Origin of the sequence: Tropicimonas sp. IMCC34043, from assembly GCF_003390845.1 — a bacterium.
Taxonomy (GTDB): Bacteria; Pseudomonadota; Alphaproteobacteria; order Rhodobacterales; family Rhodobacteraceae; genus Tropicimonas.
The window spans coordinates 189,799-213,775 of record NZ_QMEK01000006.1 but is presented as its reverse complement, the minus strand read 5'-3'; the positions used below and the strand labels follow the sequence as shown (position 1 = coordinate 213,775).

Annotated in this window: 22 protein-coding genes; 4 read left to right on the top strand and 18 right to left on the bottom strand. The window is 64.3% G+C overall.

The genetic code is table 11. The features are described from left to right. Positions 1-81 precede the first annotated feature (81 nt). The 6 genes from denD to ltnD are packed head-to-tail and all read right to left on the bottom strand — an operon-like array spanning position 82 to position 5,540. Entirely contained in the window at positions 82-1,080 is a 999-nt protein-coding gene (gene denD / locus DQG17_RS18530; RefSeq protein WP_116134360.1) for a D-erythronate dehydrogenase, read from the bottom strand. Next, positions 1,077-1,904, bottom strand: a complete 828-nt coding sequence (locus DQG17_RS18525; protein ID WP_116134359.1) for a DeoR/GlpR family DNA-binding transcription regulator — start codon at positions 1,902-1,904, stop codon at positions 1,077-1,079. Before DQG17_RS18525 ends, denD begins: the two co-directional genes overlap by 4 nt. Before the next feature lies 1 nt (position 1,905). Then, positions 1,906-2,697 (bottom strand): 2-oxo-tetronate isomerase, encoded by a 792-nt coding sequence (otnI, locus tag DQG17_RS18520; protein WP_116134358.1) that lies wholly within the window; start codon positions 2,695-2,697, stop codon positions 1,906-1,908. Between the two features lie 4 nt (positions 2,698-2,701). Further along, the gene (locus DQG17_RS18515) at positions 2,702-3,331 is read right to left on the bottom strand and encodes an aldolase (protein ID WP_116134357.1); all 630 of its coding nucleotides are present in this window, start codon (positions 3,329-3,331) and stop codon (positions 2,702-2,704) included. Next, on the bottom strand, positions 3,328-4,629 hold the full coding sequence (gene otnK / locus DQG17_RS18510; protein WP_116134356.1) for a 3-oxo-tetronate kinase: 1,302 nt from the start codon (positions 4,627-4,629) through the stop codon (positions 3,328-3,330). Before otnK ends, DQG17_RS18515 begins: the two co-directional genes overlap by 4 nt. Before the next feature lie 2 nt (positions 4,630-4,631). Beyond that, the gene (gene ltnD / locus DQG17_RS18505; protein ID WP_116134355.1) at positions 4,632-5,540 is read right to left on the bottom strand and encodes an L-threonate dehydrogenase; all 909 of its coding nucleotides are present in this window, start codon (positions 5,538-5,540) and stop codon (positions 4,632-4,634) included. Positions 5,541-5,775: 235 nt separating this feature from the next. Between ltnD and DQG17_RS18500 the strand changes: the two genes are divergently transcribed. The 4 genes from DQG17_RS18500 (at position 5,776) to DQG17_RS18485 (ending at position 12,055) form a co-directional block, all read left to right on the top strand. Further along, complete coding sequence (locus tag DQG17_RS18500) at positions 5,776-6,966, top strand: MFS transporter (protein ID WP_198666192.1); 1,191 nt, start codon at positions 5,776-5,778, stop codon at positions 6,964-6,966. Positions 6,967-8,947: 1,981 nt separating this feature from the next. Continuing rightward, positions 8,948-9,469 carry a hypothetical protein gene (locus DQG17_RS18490; RefSeq protein ID WP_116134353.1) on the top strand — a complete coding sequence of 174 codons (522 nt, stop codon included), beginning with the start codon at positions 8,948-8,950 and terminating at the stop codon, positions 9,467-9,469. Between the two features lie 92 nt (positions 9,470-9,561). Further along, positions 9,562-10,389, top strand: a complete 828-nt coding sequence (locus tag DQG17_RS21770; RefSeq protein ID WP_157973672.1) for a hypothetical protein — start codon at positions 9,562-9,564, stop codon at positions 10,387-10,389. A gap of 28 nt (positions 10,390-10,417) precedes the next feature. Beyond that, entirely contained in the window at positions 10,418-12,055 is a 1,638-nt protein-coding gene (locus DQG17_RS18485; RefSeq protein ID WP_157973671.1) for an AAA family ATPase, read from the top strand. A 137-nt stretch (positions 12,056-12,192) separates the two neighbouring features. On the opposite strand, the gene DQG17_RS18480 is transcribed toward DQG17_RS18485, so the two are convergent. From DQG17_RS18480 to DQG17_RS18430, 12 genes are all read right to left on the bottom strand, one after another. Next, complete coding sequence (locus DQG17_RS18480) at positions 12,193-12,480, bottom strand: hypothetical protein (RefSeq protein WP_116134351.1); 288 nt, start codon at positions 12,478-12,480, stop codon at positions 12,193-12,195. Further along, positions 12,477-13,034: a deoxynucleotide monophosphate kinase gene (locus DQG17_RS18475; RefSeq protein WP_116134350.1), complete on the bottom strand. Its 558-nt coding sequence runs from the start codon at positions 13,032-13,034 to the stop codon at positions 12,477-12,479. The genes DQG17_RS18480 and DQG17_RS18475 overlap by 4 nt, the downstream gene beginning before the upstream one ends. Continuing rightward, the gene (locus tag DQG17_RS18470) at positions 13,031-14,212 is read right to left on the bottom strand and encodes a hypothetical protein (protein WP_116134349.1); all 1,182 of its coding nucleotides are present in this window, start codon (positions 14,210-14,212) and stop codon (positions 13,031-13,033) included. Before DQG17_RS18470 ends, DQG17_RS18475 begins: the two co-directional genes overlap by 4 nt. Next, on the bottom strand, positions 14,209-14,505 hold the full coding sequence (locus tag DQG17_RS18465) for a hypothetical protein (RefSeq protein ID WP_116134348.1): 297 nt from the start codon (positions 14,503-14,505) through the stop codon (positions 14,209-14,211). The genes DQG17_RS18470 and DQG17_RS18465 overlap by 4 nt, the downstream gene beginning before the upstream one ends. 143 nt (positions 14,506-14,648) lie before the next feature. Then, entirely contained in the window at positions 14,649-15,110 is a 462-nt protein-coding gene (locus DQG17_RS18460) for a hypothetical protein (protein ID WP_116134347.1), read from the bottom strand. Then, positions 15,110-15,820, bottom strand: coding sequence for a DUF2793 domain-containing protein (locus DQG17_RS18455; protein ID WP_116134346.1), 711 nt, complete (start codon positions 15,818-15,820; stop codon positions 15,110-15,112). Before DQG17_RS18455 ends, DQG17_RS18460 begins: the two co-directional genes overlap by 1 nt. 3 nt (positions 15,821-15,823) lie before the next feature. Then, positions 15,824-19,639 carry a glycoside hydrolase/phage tail family protein gene (locus DQG17_RS18450; protein ID WP_116134345.1) on the bottom strand — a complete coding sequence of 1,272 codons (3,816 nt, stop codon included), beginning with the start codon at positions 19,637-19,639 and terminating at the stop codon, positions 15,824-15,826. Between the two features lie 7 nt (positions 19,640-19,646). Further along, positions 19,647-20,288, bottom strand: a complete 642-nt coding sequence (locus DQG17_RS18445) for a hypothetical protein (RefSeq protein ID WP_157973670.1) — start codon at positions 20,286-20,288, stop codon at positions 19,647-19,649. Continuing rightward, positions 20,281-21,153 (bottom strand): DUF2163 domain-containing protein, encoded by an 873-nt coding sequence (locus DQG17_RS18440; protein WP_116134343.1) that lies wholly within the window; start codon positions 21,151-21,153, stop codon positions 20,281-20,283. Before DQG17_RS18440 ends, DQG17_RS18445 begins: the two co-directional genes overlap by 8 nt. Next, a complete protein-coding gene (locus DQG17_RS21765; RefSeq protein ID WP_157973669.1) occupies positions 21,150-21,311 on the bottom strand; it encodes a hypothetical protein in 162 nt (53 codons plus the stop codon). Before DQG17_RS21765 ends, DQG17_RS18440 begins: the two co-directional genes overlap by 4 nt. 70 nt (positions 21,312-21,381) lie before the next feature. Then, on the bottom strand, positions 21,382-22,020 hold the full coding sequence (locus tag DQG17_RS18435; protein WP_157973668.1) for a DUF2460 domain-containing protein: 639 nt from the start codon (positions 22,018-22,020) through the stop codon (positions 21,382-21,384). Between the two features lie 91 nt (positions 22,021-22,111). Next, positions 22,112-23,977, bottom strand: coding sequence for a phage tail tape measure protein (locus DQG17_RS18430; RefSeq protein WP_116134341.1), 1,866 nt, complete (start codon positions 23,975-23,977; stop codon positions 22,112-22,114).

Sequence of the window (23,977 nt, the reverse complement as noted above, 5' to 3'; positions counted from 1 at the left end):
CAAGCGGACTCAACGGTCGCCCGGCCTTGGCGTCCGCTGGAACTTCTCTGAACTTGGTCTGTGCCTTTGCCGTCCGCCGCGTCAGACGGCTGTGGAGGCCCCGGTGTCCATGCCCTTGGGTATCTGTCGCGGCAGGCCGTCCATGTATTGGCGGACCACCGCATCGAATGCGGTGTCGGCAACGAACCCCAGCGCGACAGGGCGCGCGACGTCGAAGGCCCCGGGCCAGCTGCAGACGATGTCGATGACCTTCGGATCGCTGGTCAGCGCCACCCGGTCGCGGGCCGCTTGCCCGGCAAGCCGTGTCAGGCTGTCGAGCATCTCGGCCGCGGTGACGGTGATGCCGGGAAGGTTCAGCACCCGGTTGATCCCGAGGCGTGCACCCTCGATCCCGCCCGCCAGCACGAGGTTCGCAATCGCCGTCTCAGGCGACGAGATCCACAGCCGGGTGTCGAGCGGGACCGGACAGGCGCTGTCCTCGCCGTTCAGCGGCTCGCGAATTATGCCCGACACAAAGGACGAAGCGGCCGAGTTGGGCTTGCCGGGGCGGACCGCGATGGTGGGCAGCCGGCAGACGATGCCATCGACAAACCCCTTGCGGCTGTATTCACAGACCAGAAGCTCGCCAATGGCCTTGCCAACGCCATAGGAGGACTGGGGCATGGGGGCGAGGGTTTCGGGAACCACCTCCGGCATCGGCCCGCCGAAGACGGCAAGCGAGCTGGTCAGGATGAACCGCGGCGGGCGCGGCAGCTTGCGGCAGGCCTCCAGCAGCAGCCGGGTGGCATCGACGTTGATGTGCAACCCGGTTTCGAATTCGGCCTCGGACTGGCCCGAGAGCACCGCCGCGAGGTGATAGACGACGTCGACCTCCCCGCTGAGGGCCGCCGCGACGCAATCTGGATCGTCGATGGATCCGATCCTGCTTTCCACCCGCGGATCCTTCACCGGGCAGGCCACCCGGTCGAACGACAGGATCGACTCGACCGCGCCCTTTCCGGGAAGACCGCCCCCGGTCAACAGGGCCTCGATCAGACGGCTGCCAAGAAACCCGGCCCCGCCAGTCACAACAACTCTCATTCGACGTTCCTCCTTGCTTGGGGATCGGGCAGGCGCCTCTCGCCCGGATCGTTCGCCTGCCCGTTGCTGGCGACGATCACCTCGACCCCCTTCTTGCGGATGGCCTCGATCACGGTGGTTTCGATCTGGTTGTCGGTGACAACCGTGTCGAAGCTGTCGAGGGGCATCACATTGATTGCGGCGATGACGCCGTATTTCGACGAATCCGAGACGAACACCGCGCGCCGCGCGCCCTGCACCGCAACCCGCTTGACCGGCCGCTTGGCCTCGGATGGAGAACTCAGCCCCGAGATCGACCACGACGACGTCGAGATGAAGGCAATGTCGAAATTGAAGCGGGTCAGCGCCTCGGCCGTCGCATCGCCGACACAGGACTGGTTGTCGCGCTCGACCAGACCGCCCGTGTGATAGAGCGTGCAGAGGGAATTGACGCTGAGATGGGCCGCGACCGCAAAGTCGTTGGTGACCACAGTCAAATCCTGCCGGTCGGCGATCAGGTGGGCGATCTCCAGCATCGTTGTGCCGGCGTCGAGGTAGATCACCATCCCGTCCTCGACCAGATCGGCCGCAGCACGTCCGACCGCGCGTTTTTCGGCGGTGCGGATCCCGGTCTTGACCAGATGCGACGGCTCGAAATCGAGCCTCTGGCTGAGGCGTACCCCGCCGCTGACCGAAATCACCCGGCCGCTGCGTTCCAGCGCCTGGATGTCGCGGCGGATCGTCATGTGCGAGACGTCCAGCCGTTCGGTCAGTTCCGCGATGCTCATCACATCGCGCTTGGCCAGGCAGGACAGGATGAAATGCTGGCGCTCGGCGGGGATCATCTCAGGCGGCCTTGCGCTTGAGATAGGGTCTGGCCCAGCCAAGGCCATCCTCGGTCAGGCCGCGCGGATTGTACTCGCAGCCGAGATAGCCGTCGAACCCCACTCGGTCGAAGGCGGCGAAGACATGGGTATAGTCAAGCTCGCCCTCGTCGGGTTCGTGCCGGTCGGGCACCGAGGCGATCTGGACATGGCCATAGGCACCCTTCAGCCGTTCGATCCGGCGGGTGATGTCGCCGTCCATGATCTGGGCGTGATAAACATCGAATTGCAGCAGCACGTTCCGCCGGTCGAGCCGGTCGATCAGCGCCAGGGTTTCGTCCTGATGCGAGATGAAATAGCCCGGCATGTCGCGGGTGTTCAGCGGCTCGATCGAGATATCGAGCCCCGCACGTGCCGCCTTGTCGGCGGCACTGCGCATATTCTCCACCCAGACCGCCTCGCAGGCGGCGCGGTCGGGCTCGCCGCCGGTGAGGCCCGACATCACATGGATGCGCGGACATCCAAGGGCGGTCGCATAGTCGAGCGCCTGGGCAACGCTCGCATCGAACGCGGTCTGCTTGCCCGGACGGGCGGCAAAGCCGCGTTCGCCGCCGGCCCAGTCGCCGGCAAAGGCATTGATCAGCGTCAGCTTCAGGCCATTGCGGTCAAGCTGCGCCTTCACCTCGGCGAGCGGATAGTCATAGGGGAACAGGAATTCCACTGCTTCGAAACCGGCGTTGGCGGCCCGGGCGAAACGGTCGAGGAACGGCACCTCAGTGAACATCATCGTCAGGTTGGCAGCAATGCGAACCATTCTCTCACCTCCTCAGCTCGCCGATATCATCATCGGTCAGATAGCGTACCTTTTCGCCGCGCAGCAGGAAGGCGAGCTTGGCCGTCTCTTCCAGCTCTTCGGCATTGTTGACCGCGTCGTCGATGTCGCGACCCAGCACCACGACCCCGTGAGAGGCCAGCAGGAAGGCCTGCACCGGATGCGCCTGTGCGGCCTCGGCCAGATCGCGCGCGATCTCGGGCGCGCCGGGGCGGTAATAGGGGATCACCGGCATATAGCCGATCCGCATCACGTAGTAGGGTGTGAAGGGGCGGATGGCGTTGTCGCGCGGCAGATCCTGCAGACAGGACAGCGCGGTCAGATAGGTCGAATGCAGGTGCACGATGGCACCGGCATCGGGACGGACCTGAAACAGCGCCCGGTGAAAGGCGAATTCCTTCGAGGGCTTCGGCCCCGGCATCGGATTGCCCGCGGCGTCGATCTCGGACAGCGCGTCGGGGGTCAGCCGGCCCAGGCTGCCGCCCGTCGGCGTGACCAGAAAGCCGCCGTCGTCCAGTCGGACCGAGACGTTGCCTGCCCCGCCGACCGAATATCCCCGGTCGAACAGGCTGGCGCAAAGCCGGCACAGACGTTCGGCATTGGCATCCCGGCTCATGAATGCGCCTCCTGCGGCTCCTTGAAGGCCGCCCGAACCTCGAGCGGCTGGCAGTCGAGGAAAAAGTCCTCGGCGCCGAAATTGCCGGATTTGAGCGCCAGCGAATAGGGCTTGTTGATCGCCCGGACCCAGGGCACCCCCGGCGCGATCTGCGGCCCGATGGCAAAGCCCGAAAGGCCAAGCGCCTTGACCACGGAGCCCGAGGTCTCGCCGCCCGCCACCACAAAGCGGGTAATCCCGGCATCGGCAAGACGGGCCGCGATGGTGGCAAAGCTCGTCTCGACCGCCTCGGAGGCGGCGGCGCCGAACCGGTCGTGCACCTTGCGCACGGCGTCGGGATCGGCCGTGGCATAGACCAGCGGGGCGGGCATGTCGGCACCCGCCGGCTGCGCCAGAACCCATTCGGCGAGTTCCGCGCCATAGGCTTCGGCCTCGGCCACGCAACGCGCAGGATCGACCGCAAGCGCAGGAGCGATCTTTCGATATGCCGCGACCTGTTGGCGGGTCATTTGCGAACAGGACCCGGCCAGCACCACGCCGCGGCCGGCCAGAGGCTGGCCCGCCGCCGCGGCATCGGATGTACCGGCCTGCGCCGGGGCACATAGTGCCCGCGCGATCCCGGCCGCAAGCCCCGAGCCGCCGGTGACCAGCGCCATATCCCGGACAGCCTGCCCCAGAACGTCGATATGCGCGTCGGTGATGGCGTCGAGCACCACATAGCGTTTGCCCGCGCCCCGCGCGGCCGCAATCGCCGCCCGAACTGCATCGACCCCCTGTTCGACGGTCTCGACCGGCACCACGCCGCAGGCGCCGCGCGACTGGCCCTCCATCAGACGCACAAGGCTGCTGTCGCGCATCGGCGTGATCGGGTGGTCGCGCATGCCGGAGTCTTCCAGCAGCACGCCATTGACGAACAGATAGCCGTTATAGACGGTGCGCCCGTTCACCGGCAGCGAGGGGCAGACCACCGTCAGATCACTGTCGAGCGCATCGAGAAGCGCATCGGCCACCGGGCCGATGTTGCCGTGAGCGGTGGAATCGAAGGTCGAGCAGTATTTCTGAAAGATCTGCTTGCAGCCACGGGCGCGCAGCCAGGTCAGCGCCGCCAGACTGTCGGCCACGGCTTCGTCAGCCGGGTTCGAGCGTGACTTGAGCGATATCACCACCGCCTCGCCCGCGACCCGGGCATCCGCGTCCGGCACGCCGATCATCTGCGTGGTGGCCAGTCCGTTGGCGACAAGAAAGCCCGCGATGTCGGTCGCCCCGGTGAAATCGTCGGCAATGACCCCGATCTGCATGATCAAGCCTCCTTCCGGGGCAGGGTGACGCCCGAAAAGGTCTTGATGACGGCGCTGTCGTCCTCTCGTCCGAAGCCTGCGTTGCTGGCCTCCTGGAACATGGCGAAGGCGGTCGAGGCGAGCGGCAGCGGGAATTTCAGGCTGCGGCCGGTCTCGGTCACGAGGCCCAGATCCTTGACGAAGATGTCGACGGCCGAGCGCGGGCTGTAGTCGCCATCGACCACATGCTTCATGCGGTTCTCGAACATCCAGGAATTGCCGGCGGCGTTCGTCACCACGTCGTACATGACGTCAAGCGGAATGCCCGCCCGCGCCGCCAGTGCCATCGCCTCGGCGCCGGCGGCGATATGAACCCCGGCCAGAAGCTGGTGGATGACCTTGACCATGGACCCGAGGCCGATCTCGTCACCGATCCGGTAGACCTTCGAAGCTATCGCATCGAGCACCGGGGCCAGCGCCGCAAAGGCCGCATCTGAACCCGATGCCATCACGGTCATCTCGCCCTCTGCCGCCTTCACCGGTCCGCCCGAAACCGGCGCGTCCAGCATCAGCAGGCCCAGCTTTTCCAGGTCGCGCCCCAGCGCGCGGGCATCGTCGGCCGATTGGGTTGAGCTGACCATCACCGCCCCGCCGGGCTTGACCCTGGCAGCGATCCCACCGTCCCCGAGGATCGCCTGCCGGGCCTGAGCCGCATTGACCACCAGTACCACGACGGCGTCGAACGCTCCGGAAAGATTGGTCGCCGCGGCAGCCACGTCTTCGGCACCACTTTCGACGAAGGCCTGCCTGCGTCCGGCGTCAAGGTCGATACCGCAGGTACGCAAACCCGCCCGCACGCAGGACACGGCAGCCCCCATACCCATCGACCCCAGGCCGACGACACATACGCGGAGATCTTTTGCTGACGACATGATGCCCCCCCTTTTTCCGTTCTTGAGTCTCACAACGTCACAAGATCCAGCCAAAATCAACAAAAAATAACACACATTCCCGAAATGTATCATAAAATAACAAATCGACACACCGCGGTGGCCGCAGTCATACTCAGATTTGGATACCGCCGGGCGCTTGGGCCAAATAGGCTGCGATCATGATCGCAGTCCCCGAGCGCCGAGCGCTGAAGATCCCGTTCACTAGGAGAATGTCATGACGGCCGTCGCACACAAACCCGGGTCGGCAACCGCCAACCCCGCTGGCAGGGGCCTGATCCTCGCGATGGCGGTGGCTGCAGGGGTCGCGGTTGCCAATATCTACTACAACCAGCCGATGCTCGGCGTCATGGAGCAGGCACTGCCGGGCGGAATCACCAGCCTGGTGCCGACGGCGACGCAGCTCGGCTATGCGGCCGGGCTGCTTCTGCTGGTTCCGCTGGGCGATCTGATCGAGCGCAAGACGCTGATCGTTATCCAGTTCGTGGCGCTTGCCGCGGCGCTGGCGATGGTTGCGGTTTCCCCTACCGCGGCACTGGTTGTGGCGGCATCGCTTCTCGTGGGGGCGGCATCCACCGTGGCCCAGCAGATCGTGCCGCTTGCCGCTCATCTTGCGGCGCCAGAGCGGCGGGGCGCCACGGTTGGAACCGTGATGGCCGGGCTGCTCTGCGGTATCCTGCTCAGCCGAACGGTCGCGGGATTTGTCGCCACCCACGCCGGCTGGAGAGAGATGTTCTGGCTTGGCGTGCCGCTGGCGCTTGGCACCGGCGCGGTCATGGCCTGGCGGCTGCCGCGCAGCAGGCCGGACTCGCAGCTTGGCTATGGCGCGCTGCTCGGCTCGCTCGTCGGCTTGTGGCGCGAATTCGCCGCCTTGCGACGGGCGGCCCTCACGCAGGCGTTGCTTTTTGGCGCCTTCAGCGCCTTCTGGACCATCCTGGCGCTGCGCCTGCAACAGCCGCGCTTCGGCCTTGGTGCCGATGTCGCCGGGTTGTTCGGCATCGTTGGCGCCGTCGGTGTGCTTGCCGCGCCCGTCGCGGGGCGGGTCGCGGACCGGCGCGGACCGCACCAGACGATTGCCTTCGGCGCCTTGCTGACGCTTCTGGCCTGGGGGGTGTTCGGTCTTTGGACCTCGCTCGCCGGGTTGATCGTCGGCGTCATCCTGCTCGACTTTGGCGTGCAGAGCGCGATGGTTTCGAACCAGCACATCGTCTATGCGCTGCGTCCCGAGGCGCGCGCACGGATCAATACGCTGTTCATGAGTTGCATGTTCCTCGGCGGCGCAATCGGCTCTGCCGCGGCAGTCTGGGCATGGAAGACGGCCGGCTGGAGCGGCGTGACGCTGCTTGGCGTTCTGCTTGCCGGCGGCGGGGTCGCGCTCCAGATTGCAAGCCTCCAGCGCAGGACGTGACCTGCGCGCGCCTGGAAAGTCGTTTCCCGCCAGACGCTCGCGACGGGGATTGCCGCAAATCTGTCGCGGCCGGTTCATGGACTTCGTCGCCACAGCCATCGAGGATCGCCTTCAGCATGTAAAGGCAACCTCCTTGGTCTGTTCGAATTTGATCAAGGACTGCGTCGGCGGCTGGTCCACAGGCGCCCTCGACCCAAGAATTGCCGGGAAAGACAGCGGGCGCCTGCCGCTGCCCCCGATGTCACGCGTCGGCTCGACCGTCGGCGCGCCGGCATCGGTCGAAAGGATTGTATCGTCATAGGCAAATTTGCTGACGAGATGGGTCAGATACTCGGGGTTGTGCGGCTGGCTATCCGGCCCGTCGGGCCGAACCCAGGGCGCGTCTTTGCCCGTGGCGACTCGCGGGGTCGCGAAAGCTGCGGCCGGTCTGGGGGCCTCGCCATACCTTTGAGGAGTCGTTCGAGCTCGCGATACAGTCTCTGTCAGGCCGTTGCGAAATTCAGCCAAACTGCCGATCTGATCGCGGAGAAGACGCTCCTTCTACCGGCATTTGCGACACCTCCGCTGCACGACCGGACCGAAGACCTGTGGACGCAAGAATTAACCTGTCCACTCCGGGCGATAGATGAATTTCAAACGGGAAATGGTGAAGTGGCGCGCTGGGGATGAAGCGAACCGCCCATGAGGCGAGATTTTTATATATTAATAACAACACAATACCGGACGGACGCGCCGCCAACGTTGCGGGAATTGTTGCGTATCCTCGACGGCGCTGGCGGAGGACGGATAGGGGGCAGGGTAAGTCGTCGAGGGAATCTTGAAAGTGAGTATTTCTCCACGTACCGTCGACGCTAAGAAAACAATCAAGCGCGCCCAAAGCGCACACCGGGTTCCAAAGGCGAAACGAACAAGCCTGCAGTGCTCTGAGTTCACAGGTGGGATTGCGGCTATGCGGCAGCGGCCGAAGCGAATTCGTACACCAGGACAATTCAGGGAATGTTGTAGAGGGAATGTAGGGCGAGGTTCATCGTGCTGCCCGACATGCACCGAACACAAAAGAGGTTGACGACGATCATTTGCAAGTCTCCGACGACCACAGTGTGACGAGTGCGCGGCCGTGAAGACAATTCATCAGAGCCAATTTAGACGCTTGATCGGCTCAAGAGGCAGCTCGCAAGCGTTCACCGTTTCGTCCCGCACACTCATCTATCCCGATACGTCGATTGATTGACGCGGTGTTCCAACCGATACAACATGGATGTCTGACGAAGAATGATCGACAGATTCGTGTGTGTCGAAGGCGATCTAACATCGAAGCCGCTCACATCTTGCCAATCAGCAAGCGCAAAACAGACCCGCCTTTCCCTGTTGAATGGGCACTTCGCGAGCAATGATCTCCCGCACCAGGGCAAGCCGGATACTTAGGAGAGCGCAGAGAACTCGAGACAAAAAAAGCCGCCGGGGGACGAAGCCGCCCGGCGGCGACCGAAAAGAGGTCGATCAGGTTAGCTGGCACTTCCCTGCAAATTGCATAGGTGCACGCCAGATATTGTGCGGGCTGTTACCCACAGCACCGATTGTGCGCACGCACATTCTCGATCCGACCGAAGCGGACGCGAGTGTACGGGCGGACACGGTGACAGATGCGCGAATGCGCCATCAGCCAAGTCCTTCTGTGACGAGGCCTTGAAGCGATGCTGGAAATGGCCTAGATTCCCACAAGCGAGGGGATCAAGATTTCCTGCACGCTGGAGCGCGCCCGACCACATACATTTGGCGCTCCGAATTCGGAACCGGCTCTTCCTTGGTGCTGTAACACCTCGGCGGAGCCGTTTTCATTTCTGGGACCGAATCCCCATGAAAACGTTGTACCCCCGCCCCATTCCCCATTCAAGAGACATTTACCTTCGTGAATGGAATTGCTTTGACTGTGTGCTAGCTGGCATGTAACCAAGTGTCTAGAACTGTTTCGGAGGATACAATGTCCGATATCGCAATTGAAAAGGCCGTGAAAGTGAGGGCTGAGCTATCCGAGAGGATAGCCACGGCAAAGCGTCAGATCACCGAGTGGCAGTCCGCAGTCGACCGTGCTGACAGCTTCATTCGTCAATGGGAAGAGTATTCCGGCCGTCCAGCTCCCGGCGGACACGCCAGCTCTGCGGCGATCGAAGACGACGCCGTCGTCACACCGCCTCAAAAGCCGAGAAACCCCAGGAAGGAAGTGGTTGCGGAGGCCGCCCGTGAGATCTTGCGTGAGCATGGTGAGCCCATGAACCGCGATGAATTGATTGAGGCGCTCCCGAGTAAAGGCATAACAATTCATGGAAAGAACCCTCCAGTCGTGCTGCAAACCATGCTCTGGCGAATGCAGGATAGAATTGTGCATTTGAAGGGGCGCGGATATTGGCCGCGCGATGAGGTCGATCACGCTAGTCCCGACGAAGTAGACCATTTTGAGAGCGTTGGCGACGAAGCCTCCGACGACGGCTCGGAGGTCAAATGACGGGTAAAGCAACGTATACTTAAGTTCTTCCGCGGTTAACCATAGGGTTAGGCGGTATTTAGTACAAAACGAGAAAAGACCTGGAGTGTGCGATGTTCAATTTAATTGTCTCAAGCAGCCTCGAAGGCGAGAAGAGGGGCACGATCCCTATCAGTCGAGTATTTGAACACACCGACGACAAGGTTGCCAATGATTTCATGCCAAGTGGTGTGCTTGACATACTTGCGGTAATGGCGATGCCGACAGTATTTATGGGAGAGGGCAAAAAAGATCAAATTGCGCTAGTCGGCCGAATTTCCAAAGTTGAAGTGCGGGGCAGTGACTACCGGTTTCAGTACACTATCGATCCCAGCATTCCCCGCCTCACGAACGCTGACATAGTAGCGCTGGCAGATGAGCTTAATATTGATGAGTGGGAGTTTTCGCGGAATCATTGGGCAATAAAAGATGCCGATCTCTTCTACACATTGTATCGAAGAGGTTTCGACAGTCGGCCGACTCAAGATGTCCTAAATATGAGTACAAAGCCGACGAATCCAAAACTAGTCTCGATGATGATGCCGTTCTCTGAAACTTTTAGTAGAGCCTATCAGGAAATTAAGAGGTCTCTTACGGCGGAAGGTTATGAGTGTCATCGCGCAGACGACTTCTGGAATAACAATCGCATTATGGATGATGTTACCGAGCTACTCTGCACGTCTAACATCGTGATTTGCGATCTTACCGGGAAGAACCCCAATGTGTTCTATGAGGCTGGAATTGCACATGCACTAGGAAAGAAGGTGATTTTAATTACGCAGTCGAAGGACGACGTGCCATTCGATCTGGGTCAGATACGTTTTATCCCATATCATGATAACAACGAGGGCCTTTGCAAATTGGCCGGAGATGTTTTGCAGCGGGTCCAAACAATCGCATAGTGTGGCGTTAAAAGAAGGTTGGGTAGCGATGAAGAACCATGCGGAGTCGCAGCAAAAGACAGTAAAGACGCTCGACTTGAAGTTGATGAATGGCTCGAGTCTTTCTTTGGAAATCCCCGTAGGTTCGGCGCTATACGTTATAGGCCCGAACGGCTCTGGAAAATCTTCTCTCCTACACAAGTGGGCTCGGTACGAGGAATCTGTAGTACACATATCTGGAAACCGCGAGGTTATTTTCGATTCTTCATCAGTTTCGATTTCGGCGGCTGAGGCCCAAAAGATGGGGAACATTGCGAAAGGTCAATTTAACCTCCCAAATTCTCGGTTCACGCGAAGTGGTCACAATAATGCTGGTCGTCTGGGGAGATTGCTGTTCCAACTGAAGTCGATTGGCGAGCACGCAAATGAAAAGTACGTCAATGCACATCGTGCCGGAATAAGTGCCAAAGAACTTGATGAAATTTTCGCCAAACGTCCAATAGATGTTGTAAACTCTGCGCTTAGGAGTGCATCATTTCCAATCTCGGTATTTTGGGATGAAAATTCGGGGCTTTGCGTCCAAAAGGAAGGCCATTCGAAATCTTTCGAAATCCGCGCGATGTCAGATGGTGAACGCGCGGCGCTCATTCTGATTTGTGAGACGATTTTTGCCGAGGCCGGCTCACTCATGCTGGTTGACGAGCCCGAACGGCACCTTCACCGTTCGATTTCATCCCCGCTTCTAAGCTTTCTCCGTTTGACCAGACCGGACTTGTTCTGGGTTGTATCAACGCATGATCTAACGCTGCCGCGTGAGGAATATGGGACAAGAGTTCTTGTTTTGTACGAATATGAACCTGAGCCAAGATGGCGAGCGGAGTTCTTTTGCGACCTTGTTGATTTTCCGCCTGCAATCGCAGATGCAATTCTCGGCGCTCGTAGCAAGGCTCTGTTCGTTGAAGGTGATGAGAGTAGCCGAGATAAGCCAATGTATGAAAAACTATTCCCGCAGGCCAACGTGATTCCGGTTGGTAACTGCAAGGGTGTGGTTGATGCAGTTTTCAGTCTAAAGAGGATCACGATGCTCCACCATATGACTGGTCGAGGGCTGGTTGATTGCGATAATCGGCACGATCTCGAATCGCTTCGCAGTTCGGGCATTGTTGCGCTTGGGGTATATGCTATCGAATCCGTTTATTATCACCCGGAGGTTGTCCGACACATGCTAAACGCGTCGGCGGAGATCATTAGTTTTGAGGAACTGATTGCGGAGGCATTTTCTGGGCTAGGAAACACGGAGGGCTTGGCGCGGCAGACGGCCTACCGAAAGTTCCGTCAAGACTTTGTCCAATCAATGCCAACTGATAAACATTTTCACGAAGTCCAGAGCCTCACGGTTCCCGTCGATGGGAAGCAGCTGCTTGCGGATGCTGAGCGCGACCTGAATACACTTGTAAAGAACAAAGATTGGTTAGGTGTTATCAAACGATACAAGGTAAAAAGTACCGGCTCTTTAAATCTGATCGCTCGAAAACTAGGGTATGGAGGAACTTCACAATACGAACGCGCTGTCCGTAAGGCAATGGATGCCGACTCTGCGCTGTTCAATATAGTCCGCTCAATCGTTCCCGACCCGTTCGCGGAGTTTGGCCCCTCGGTCTCCGCAAACACGGCTCCGAACGGTTGAACGTCCCCTATCCATGGGCCAATCGTTGTATACGTCGAGTCCCGAGTCCGGCAAAGAGTGGCGGCCCTGTTCGCTGCCACAACCCCGAAAACGCAGGCGACCGGCGAACCCCTCGGCCCGCCGGTCGACGTCCCCGATCAATCAATCGGGAAGGTGACTCTGAAATGTGCGCCCGAGATCGGGTTGATCCGCAGCGAAGGCGTTGCTGCCACGTCGAGCTTCACTATGCCGGTGGAGTTGGCTTCCGCGACCGTCTGGCGCGCGACCCACGCCCCCGTGTGGTCGCGGGTCTGGATCTCGACCGAGCCGCCGGTCGAGATTTCCAGCGTCGCCACGCTCGCCCACAGCGGGAACGGCCGCTCATAGGCCGGGGCCGCCGCCTCGCCCCAGGGCACAACCTCGGCGACGTTCGTCCATGTGTTCATTCTTCTGTCTCCCGGTCTGCAAGGGCGCGGGCTGCGTCCCTCAAGGCTTCAAGCGGGCCGACGTTCCAGATCGTCGCGTCGGCGGTGAAATCGAACGCCTCGGAACTATGCGCCGCGGCGACGTCCGCGCCCGGCCGCTCGATCATCACGACGCGCCCGCCGAGCCGGCGGACCGCCTCGGCTTCGTTCGGAAACCGGCAATCGTCGATCACGACGGCGCGGCCGGCCGCTATCGCCGAGGCGACGCCGCGCTCGGCGATCGAAACCCAAAGCCCGGGGTCGATCAGGCAGCGCCCCCATTCGGTGCCAAGGCTTCGCATTGCCCAGCGGGGCGTTGCGCCGCACAGGATCGGGTCAGGAACCTCTTTCAGATCCCCTTCTATCCGGCGTTCGATCTCTGCCTCGGCAAGACCCGCCGTGCGATAGAGTGCCCGCAGCATGTTCTTGAGCGGGTCGGCGAATTTGCGGCGGTCCCAATCATAGGGCAGCGCCTTGGCGGCGGCCGACTTGCCGGACCCGGCCCGCCCAGCAAGCGCGATCAGTCGCCCTGTCATTGCGCGACCCTCCCGTCGAGAATGTTCACATAGGCGCGGCCGATCTCGCCGGCCGTGTCGTGGAAACCGATGCCGACCAGCGACCGGCCCGCGCCATATCCGGCGCCGGCGTGCCAGGCATCGGGGGGCGCGACGGTTTGAAGGCACTCGATCGGCGTCCCCAATTCCTCGCCGATCATGCGGTTGTGCAGATGCCCGTGATAGAACCGCCGCACCTTCGCCGCGGCCCAATCCTCGGCCCGGCGCACCGCCATGACGCCGGGCATCTGCGCGGGTTTGCAGGTATGTCCGTGGGTCGCGCCGATCTGCACCAGGCCGCGGCGGAAGAACCACCAGAGTCCCGGGTCGAGATCGAACTCGACGCGCGGCTCGGTCTCATAGATCAGCGACAGCGCGTCGGCGATCGCGCCCGCCGTGCGTTCGTCGTGGTTGCCCGGCAGGATGCGCACCAGCACCCGCGGGAAGCGCGACAACAGCAGCCGGATTGCCCAGATCACAAGCCGGATCGTGACCCGGCGCACCTTGGCGTGCCGCGAGTCGCCGTCGAGAACGGCGCCGCTGCGTTCGGTCCGCTTGCGGTCATCGTCGAAGTGCACCAGGTCGCCAAGCCCGAGAAGAATTGCCTGATTGGCGTCCGGCATCTGCCCGACCAGTTGTTCGAAAGCGTCCATCACCAGCCGCTCGGCGATCTTCAAATCGTAATCCTCGCCGGTTTCCGCGCCCCAGGCCAACATGCCAAGGTGGAAGTCGGGCCACGGGAACAGGTGAAACCGCTCGGCGGCATCGAATGCGACGGCCGGCGGGGCGACGATCGGCGCGGCACCGCGCAGCGTGTCGGCTTCGGCAAGGATTGCCTCGACAAAATCCTCGGGCGTGACCCCTTCCTCGCGGGTCTTCGTCCAGCGCGCGCGCTCGACCATTGCGCCGGTCGCGGGGTCGAGTGTGTGCAGGACCGAAACGCCCTTGATGACATGCCCGGCCGGAACCTCGGCGGGATTGGACGGCTCGACCCCGCGCGCCGCGGCGCGCGCCACGATCGCGTAAATCGAGCGATCGGCGATCCCCATCCGGCGCGCCGCCTCGGCCGCGTTGCCGCCGCACTGCAGGATGAAATCGAGAATGCCGCGCAGTTCGTCGTCGGTCCGGGCGCGGCCCCTGACAATCTCGGGCGCCTTCATCGGTCCGCCCCGAACCGGACCACGGCGGCGACAAGGGCCGCAACGGCAATCCAGAACAGCCGCTCGACCGCGCCAAGCCCGACGCCGCGCTTGGCACTTGTGGTCTCAAGCGTCGCAAGCCGTCCCGCCGTGGCGGTCAGAACTTCGTCGACCTTTGCCATTCGGTTGAACAGCGTCACAAGCCGTTCCTCGACCCGCGCAAGCGAGACCACCGCCGAGGACAGATCGTCGATCTTTCCCTCGATCCGGTCGAGCCGCCGGCCATAATTCGGTCCGGTGTCGTTTTCTGTCATTTCCTGCCCCTCCCGGCGCGTTCCGGCGCCGTCCCTTCCGGTTGAAACGACAAGAGCGCGCCGGGCGGGCGCGCTCTCGGTTGAGCTCCGGACATTGCCGGAGGGTGCAGAAGGGCGCGGCCGCCCCTCGCAGTCTTCCCCGGTCAGGCGAGGCCGAAGCGGGCGCGGACCCCGGCCGAGACGGCGGGCGCCTCAAGCCACTGAATCCCGAACGCGACCTCGATCCGCGCGAAGGCCGCGGCCTCGGCCTCGGTCTCGATCGTGACGGTTCCGGCGTCGATCGCGCCAAGCTCGATCGCGAGGCCGGGGTCGCCGAGGATCACGCCCACGACGTCGGTCGCCAGATCCGCCAATTCGGGCCGGTCGGGCGCTGCGGCCTTCGCGAAGACCTCGACCCGCAAGGTGCCGTCGATCAGCCGCTCGCCCGACCCCATGCCGGCGGGCTCGGATTGCTCGGGCGTGACCGTGACCGTGAAGGCCGGCAAGCGCGCCTCGGGCGTCGGGCGCGGTGCGCGCGAGGCGTTGAGGGCGAGAGGAAAGGCGGCCGACAGGGCGGCGCGGGCGGCGGACTCGAGTCCGGCCGCGCTCGAGAGTTTCCAGACCATCAGACAGGCACCCCCGGCACCAGGGCGAGCACGGCAAGCCCGACGCGCCCGCCGGTGAAGCTGCCGCCGTTCGCGGTAACAAGAACGTCGCCCGGCGCATAGGTCGCGAACGGCCCGACAACGCCGATGTTGCTCGACCCCGCAGGCGCGCCGAGCGATCCGCCAAATTTCGACGGCTCACCGGCAATCCCGACGTCATAGGACGCCGCGCCGGTCACGGTCGCGATCGTCCAGCTTGAAACGCCGCAGATGATCGCGCGCGTCGGCAAAAGCCCGGCCGCGGCCGTCGCGCCCCCCGACAGGTCGAGCACCGCCTCGGCGACGCGAAGGCCGAAGGTCGCGCCGGCATCGGTCACGACGTCGCCGACACGCCAGCCAGCGGCGGTGAAGATGCGCGCCCCGCCTTCGTCGCGCACATACCAGCGCCAGCCGAGTGCCGGCACGATCCGGTGCCAGGCGCCGGCGAGGCGCAGGGCAATATCGCCGCCGACCGGATCGTTGCCGTCCGCCGACGTCCAGCCCGAGGCGCCGGACGGCAGCATGTAGGCGTCGCCCTCGACCGGGGCGACCGGCGGCGTCGCGAGCGACGCCGACAGGACGGTGCGGCCCGCGACCAGATCGGAAAGGGTCGCGCCCATGTTCGCAATGACATGCGGTTGCGCCTGCCCCTCCGCGATCAGCGGAAACCGCATGTTGGCGGTGTTTGCCATTCGTCAAACCTCCAGGGTGATTTCGGCCGCAAGACCCGGGCCATAGGTTTCGGACAGTTGCGCGACCTCGACCGAGATCGCGCCCGATGCGCCGTCGGCGGCCCGCATGGCGGCCGTGTAGGTCCAACCGGGCGACGTGACGGTCGCCGAGCGGAGGGTCGCGCCGCCGCTCCTGACCGCGACGGCATAGGCTTCGGACGTCTCGCCGAGCACCGGGTCGAACCCGCTTGTCGGCCAGGTCCCGACAAGCGCCCGCGTGCGCCTGATCCAGTCGACGACAAGATCGCCGCCGGACCAGAGCGCCGACAGGCGACAGGGCCGGAACGGGCGCAGCCCTACGCCCGCGAAGCTGTGTTGCAGCGTCGCGCGGTCCTCTGGGTCGGTCTGTGACGGGCCGAAGCGATACCAGAACGGCGCCCCAAGCTCGGATTGCGATACCGCCGCCTTTGTCACCGCCACGTCCAGCGAGACGACGCGCGCGCCACCGCCAAGGGCATCGCCGCACAGATGATCGGTGCCACGCTGGCCGCGCAGAAGGCCGGACAGGCGCCACCTGTTCGGCCCGATCAGCTCGGCCATGCGGAATTGCACGACCTCCCACCCGCCCGGATGCAGCACGGCAAGCCCATTCAGGCCGCCCAGCACGTCGGCTTCCGGACGCGAGACGAAGCTCGCGCCCGAATACATTTCGACGTCCAGCGGGCCTTCCGTCCAGCGCCACGCCGCAGCGGCCGGAAGCGTCGCGATCGTGCGCCCGATCGTCCCCGGAACCTCGATCAGCGTGTCGGTCCGGAACCCGCCCGCGGGATCGGTCGAGCGATCGACGGCGATCATGCCGGGCCATGGCGAGGAATGCCCGACGAAATATCCCGCCGCCGCGCCGCCCGGCAGCCCGTCGATTTGCGGCAGATCGAGCGGGACAAGCGTCGCATACCTTGCCGGGATGACAGCGCCGCCGCGCGTCCCACGCGCGGCCCCGACCGAGCCCGAGAAGGTCGCGCGGTTGAAGGATCGCGCCTCGACCGTCAGCGCCTCGCCGTCGACGACGCGCTGGACATCAAGAAACCGTACCGGTAGTCCGCCGAGCGTCACCGGAAGGATGACACCGGGCCGGATCTGCGTCGCGGATCGCGGCAGCTTGAAGACAAGCCTCTCGCGCCCGTCCGCCGCGGTGCGCAAGATCCGGTCGGCCGCGACCGAAGCCCGGTCGAAATCGAGCACAAGCGGCGAGTCCGCGATCGCCTCGCCTTCCTCCGGTCCGTTGTCGATCGAGGATCGCACCGCGGCGGTTTCATAATCTCCGATCCCGTCACGAAAGCGGACGATCGCCGCGCCGGCGACGTCTTCCAGCGCCGCCCGGGTCGCGGTGTAGGGCGCCGCATCGTCGCTTGTCGGCACCATGTCGGCATCCGTCACCCCGGCGACCTTGCGGGCGCCGGCCGAGGTTCCAAATTCGAGCCGTCCGCCAACTTCGCGCGCGGTGATCCCGAGCGCGACCTCGAACGGTTGCAGGAAGTCGCGAAAGCTCACCGGCCCGGAAATCGCATACCCTTCCGCCTGTCCGTGGCAATCCCCGATCGCGATCGCGCCGGCGGTGAAGCCGTGACGCTCGATCAGGCGGCGGGAAACCGTCTCGGCCACGGGGGCCGCGCCGGCGCGGCCGTTCAGCCAATGCCCAAGCCGCCAATCCGGCCCGTCGGACCAACGGTCGGTCCGGTTCGGGAACTCGGGCCAGGGCCGGGCGTCCCAGCACCAGACCTGAATGTCCGCGGGGTCGAGAACGGAGCCGCCATTGTCCGCCCACCATTCAAAGGTCGCGCGCAGGAACTGGCGTTGCATGTAATCGTCGCGCAGGCCGGACGAATAATAGGGCAGCGCGCTTTCGGCCGAGCCGGGCGACCAGAAGACATTCGGCTGATTGGCGCCAAGATCGACGGCCGGGCAGCCGGTTTCGGTGAACCAGATCGGTTTCGAGCCGGGAACCCACGCACTCGGCGCCGCCGCGCGGACACCGCCCGGCCGGTCATGGTGGAAGTTTGCGTGCCAGTCGCGGATTGCCTTCTGCCGGAAGATCCAGTGCTCGCCATGCGCAAGGTCCTCGATCTTCGTGCGGATCTGCGCGTCGCGATCCTCCCCGGTCAGATAATACCAGTCGAAATACTCACCGCCCTCGACGTTCGATTTCAGATAATCGAGGTTGTAGGGCGTCGTGATCCCGGCATCGTGGTCAAGATCGGCATGGGTCTCGCTCGACCGCCAGTCGGAGAGAGGCATGTAATTGTCGATCCCGACGAAATCGACGTCGGGGCTCGACCAGAGCGGATCAAGATGAAACCGGATGTCGCCGCCGACCCGGTGCGAATGATATTCCGACCAGTCGGCGGCATAGGACAGCTTTGCGCTGGGCAGGATCGCCTTGACGTCGGCCGCGAGCGCGACAAGGCCGTCGACGAAGGGATAAGCCCCCGACGCCGTGCGCGCCGTCGTCATCCCGACCATTTCCGATCCGATCAGGAAAGCGTCGACGCCGCCGGCGTCGCGTGCAAGGCTCGCAAGATGCAGGATGAAGGGCCGAAAGCGCGACAGGAACGCCGCGACCTCGGCGTCGACGTCCTCGCCCGCCTCGGGCGCGATGCGTCCGCGCCACGGATAGGCGCCCTGCGTCCCGATCCCCGAGGGGTCGGGAAGGTTCCACTCCGCCTTTATGTCCATCATCACGAAGGGATAGAGCACGACCCGCAGGCCGCGCGCGCGCAGATCCTTGATTGCCGCCACGACAGAGGCATCGGAAGGGGTCGAGCCATAGGCGGGGCGGTTCTCGGCGTCGCGTGTCACGGCGCTGGCGTCGTCGCGATCAAGACCGCCGACACCCCAGACGGGCGTCGTCTTCTTGTCCTTCCACTCGACCTTCGGCTCGATCGTGCATTGCCCGGCGCGAAGATCATCGCCGAACCAGGACACGACAAGCGACGCGGTGCCGAGGTTCGGCAGAACGGCTTGCATCAGGTCGGCCGACAGCCGCCAATCGGCAATCTTCTCGTAACGGACCGTGTTTTCCGGCCGTTCGTCGATCACGTCGCCAAACCCATCGTAGGCGACCTGTTTGACAACCTTCGTGTTGTATCCCCATTCGGTCGAACCGGGGATGATGTTCACGCCGCGAACAAGGTTTTCCATTTCCCCGGACCGACCGAAAACCTCGACCTTGATCTGCGGCACGCGGTTCCCGAAATCCGCAAGCGGAAGATCCTCGAAAACGACATAGGCCGTGCCACGATTGGCCGGGGCCGCGCCTTCGATTTCCTCGATCAGCCGATCCGGCATTTGAGTTTCGTTGCCATGGTAGACGCGAAACCGGCCCTTGCGGATCAGGTCGGACAGGTCCAGTTCCTTGCCGTCCGCCCAGACCCGCCCGACATGCGCGATCGGCCCCTCGCCGAGCGAGACGGCGAAGCTTGCGAAGTAATAGTAGAAGACATTCGTGAGCTTCTGCTTTTGCTTGCCCGAGCCGTAGGTTTCCGTGTCCTTGTCGACGACCTCTTTCAGCCGCGCCGCCCAGATCACTTGCCCCGAGATCCCGACGCGGCCGGCGATCTCGGGCAAGGTCCCGCCCTCTTGGCTTGTCATGACGTCGAGCGAGTCAAGCCGCGGCCCCTCCTGCCGGCTGGCCGCGGTGCCGCCCATGAGCTTTTGGTCGATCACGGACCCGATATAGGCCCCGACCGCCTGCCCGATCGCCGCCATTCCCACGCCGAGAAACGATCCGCCGATCGCGCCGCCGATCGCCGAGCCGAGGCCGGCAAGGACAAGGGTTGCCATGATCCGATTACCTCACGGTTTCGACGTCGACGATCGTCTCGGGAATGTCCGCAAGCGCCTCGGCCGTCGTGGTGTAGAACCGCGACCGGCCGAGCGGAGTCATGTCCAGCCCGTCGCAATATTCGATGAAAATGCAGTCGGCCGGGCGATCCGCGCCATTGTGGACAATGGCGATCATGTCGCCGGGCCGAATGTCCGTGGCGCCCGCCTCGCAGCCGGCCGCTGCCGGGATCTGCCAGACCGACGAAACCGCCCAGGAGGGCGGCAGCGACGACGCGCGGACAACGCCGGCGCCCTCGGTCGCATGGATCAGCCCGCCGCGCCCGTCGGCAATGCCGACATGAACCACCCGGCCCGACCCGATCCGGATCGCGAGAATGTCGCCCGCAGAGGGCGCGGGCCGCGGATCGGGGGAAATCAGGCTCGACAGGGCGGCATCAAGGATCGGCTCGCCGCCGGAAAACGCCCAATCGCCGCGCCAGGCCGGCGGGCAGATCACCCGCCCCGTCGCGTCGGCGATCACGCCGCGGATCAGCCCGACACAATCGCAGCCGGCACCGCGCAGCGCGGCGCGGCGGCGGTGCGGCGTGCCGATCCAAGCCTCGGCGAGCGCCAGCACCAGAGCGGGACAGGCCGGCGCATCAGCCAAAACGCGACCCCCCGGTGTTGCCAGCGTCGCCGGTCACGGCATATTCGCCCATGTAGGACTCGCCCGGCATGTGCGGAAAGCCGCGGAAGTTGACGAAATTGCCGTAAGCCTTGCAGGCGTCCGCGGTCTTTCCGCAGCCGAAAGTGACGGTTGCCAAGTCGCCGACCGTGACCGCCGCCGGCGGCGAATGCCAGAGCGACAGGCGGACACGGCCGCCGCTCGCCCCGCGCGCGATCCGAATGTCGCCAACCTTCCCGGCGTTCGCGCCCGCCGTCCATTCGATCCGGCCCCGGTCGAAGGCAGCGCTTGCGAAACCCGAAAGCCCGGTCACGAAAATGTCGAGCCCGTCGACCGCGATGACGCTCGCCACGCCCTGCCGGCCGGACAGCGACGCCATACAACGCGCATCCCCGAACCTTGCGTCGCAGAGGTTTGCGTGAATCCGCCCCTCGGCACGGTCGAGCCGCGCCGCCAGCGATCGAAGCTCGGCGCGGAACGCCAGCGATCCGCGCTCGACCTGACCAATGGAATAGACGCCAAGAACCTGCCGCGTCGCGGGGTTGGACCAGTCGACGTCATAGATCACGACCTCGGCCGCGTCATAGATCCCGGCGGCAAGATCCGCCTCGGTGATGCCGTCGGCCGACAGCGCGCCCGAGGCGTCCAGTTCGTCGGGCGACATGCCAAGGGTTGCCGCGGCCTCTGAGGCGTCAAGCGCCGTCGCGGCCTTGAAGGTGATGCCGTCGAACGCGACGTCGGCGTCGTGATCGGTGAACCCGAGAACAGCGCCATCGGCCCGGGTCAGCCGGAAGCACCGGCAGAGCGTCGTCGACCCGGACTCGAGCGCATCGGCATAGGCGCTCATTTCAGCACCCGACGGAACGCCCGCAGGGCAAGGCCGGTGATCGTGCCCCCGACCCACCCGAACGCCCGCGGAATGTCTTCGCCGGCGTCCCAGCCGACGCGCGCGCCGACGCCGAGCGCGATCCCGACGCCGACAAGCGAAAAGAAACCTTGATCCATTGCATGACCTCTCGATCCGACCGCGGCCGAGCCTAAAGTATGTTGCGGGAGTGTTGCGTTGCGCGCGGTATCAAACCGCCCGGACTTCGATCAGCGAAACGTCGGGCGCCGAGGCGACGCCGGACAGATCGTTGAAATAGGTCCATTCGACGATCATCGAGTCGGCCTCGAACCGCACCGGAACGTCGAATGTGAAGCCCGCCGTCACGGCAACGCCGGGACCGGGCGGCACGGCAAAGCTCAGGACGCCGCCGGTTGCCGACAGCGACCACCCCGAGGCGGTCTCGGCGCCGTCGAGCGCCACGCGCAGGGAAGACGCCTTGGGCAACAGGATCGGCCGGACATAGGGCAGGGCCGAGCCATAGGTTTTCACGATGCGGAAATCGGCCGTCGCGCCGTCGCCGGTGCCGATCGTCTGATCGACCGGCGAGGGCGTGCCGGACGGCAGGCAGGACTTGAAGTCGCCCCAATCGCGAAACCGGAAGGTGTGAACCCGGCCCCGGGCTTCCTCCCACAGCGCCGCGACCTCGGCCATGGCATCGGCCGACCGGATCGCGAGCCCCGCGGCATAGGTCCGCCGCGCGTGCGCCCATCGCTGGTTCACTTCCTCGAACCCGCTCGCCAGCGTCACGACCTCGGATCGCCGGGCGGCGATCGCCTGACAGCCCTGCGCCACGTCGCGCGGAAAATCACGGTTCAGATGCGCCATTCGCGCCCCCGCTTCACACGGCGCCGGCGCGCCAGACGCAGAAGATCGGCCACGGCGCAGCCGATCAGCGATGCAAGGAAGACCTCCAATGTCACGCCCCCCGCCGCCCGGCCGCGACCGCCTGCGACAGTTGCGCGCCAACCTGCGCCCGGCTCGCCCGGAAGGACTGGACGTCCGGCGTCTGGATCGTGACATAGACGGGGCGCTGATCGGCGCCAGACGAACCGCGCTTTTCGACGTGCACGCGCTCGCCCTCGGACAGCCGCACGGCGGCGATGTTGCGATCCATCCCGGCCCGCCCGCCGACGGTGAAGGTGCCGCCGCTGTCAAACCCGAGAAGCCCCGAGGCAAGGTTCGCGACCCCGCTCGTGATCGTCGACAGGAACGAATTGCCGCCCGTCGTGCCGCCGAGCTGAACCCCCGAAAGCGCCTGCGAGGCGCCGGTCGCGATCTGCCCGAACACGTCGGAAATGATCTGTCCGGCGTAATCCTGCCCGACCGACAGCATTTCCGACATGAACGAATCCCAGGTCAGCGCGCCTTCGCGCGCGAGCTTGCCAAGGTTCGCCCCCACGCTGTCCAGCATCCCCGAAAACGACGTGTCGACGCGCTCGGTCGCCTCATCGGTCGGCTTGACCATGTTGCCCTGCAACTCGGAAAAGCTGTTGCCGATCTCCGCGATCAGATCCGGCACCCAGGAATTGCCGACAACCTTGTCGTAAAGCCAGGCGAACTTCCCCTCGACCCACTCGACCTTTTCGCCGAGCGATCCAAGGATCGCGTCGAGCTTTCCCGAAATCCACTCGCCGATGGTCGACACCGTGTCGGCAACGATCTGCGCGATGTTCGGGAAGGCCGCGGCGAACAGATCCCACAGCCCGCGGAGCGCGAGCGAGACCGGCGCGAACGCCTTTTCAAGAACCGTCATCCGATCCCACAGGTCGGCGACATACTGCGCCCCTGCCGAGATCTGCGGCCAGAGCGCGACAAGACCCGCCGCAAGGGCCGCGGCCCCGGCAACCACCAGAAGCACCGGCGAGGAAACCGCACCGATCCCGATCGCCAGCGCCCCGGCCGCGGCCAGAATCGGCGGGATCGCAACCGCCAGCGCACCGATGGTCACGACGAATTTCTGAACCGCCGGATCGGCCTCGCCGATCGCCGTGACGATCGGTTCAAAGACCGCGACCAGGCCATTCAGCATCGGAACGATGTTCTTGCCGACGATTTCCTTGATGTCCCCCCACATGTTCGAGAACGCCGTGAGCGCGCCGGTGCCGGTCTTGCGCGCCGCTTCGGCCTGTCCGCCATAGGCCGAGGCGAGCTCATCGAGGATCAGCGTTTGCGCGCCGAGCAAGTCGCCCGATGCGACCAGAGACTTGACCATCTTCGTCTGTTCTTCGGAGAAGGTGACGCCGGCCCGGCTCATGGCGCTCAGACCCTTCACCGGGTCATTCAATGCCTTGCCGAGCATGATCGAGGCCGATTTCAGATCGCCGTTCAGCGTCGTCGCCAGATCGAGCGCCGCCGTCTGCGCCCGCGTGAAGGTGTCGCCGGAGACATTCTTGAAGGTCAGCAGTTGCGCCGTCACGCCGTCAAGGATCGCCTCATCGCCAAACCGCGTGATGCCTTGCAGGGCGGATGCCTGCTTGTTCAGTTCGTCGGCGGTGAAGCCGGCCGCCCCGCCGGTTGCCTTGATCGCCTGCGCGACCTTCGCCTCGGCGCGCGCCTGCACATCGTAAAGCGAAACCGAGTCGCGGAACGCGGCGAAGATCCCGGCCGAAGCCACCGACCCGACCGCGCCGGCTTTCACCAGCTTGCGGCCGAGCCGGTCAATTCTCTCGCCGGCCGTCGCCGCCATGCCGGCGGTTTCCCGCATCTTCTGGCCGACGGAGGAAAAGGCCGATCCCGTCTTGTCCTTGGCGACGATCGAAAAGATAAGGTCCTTGATGCCCAC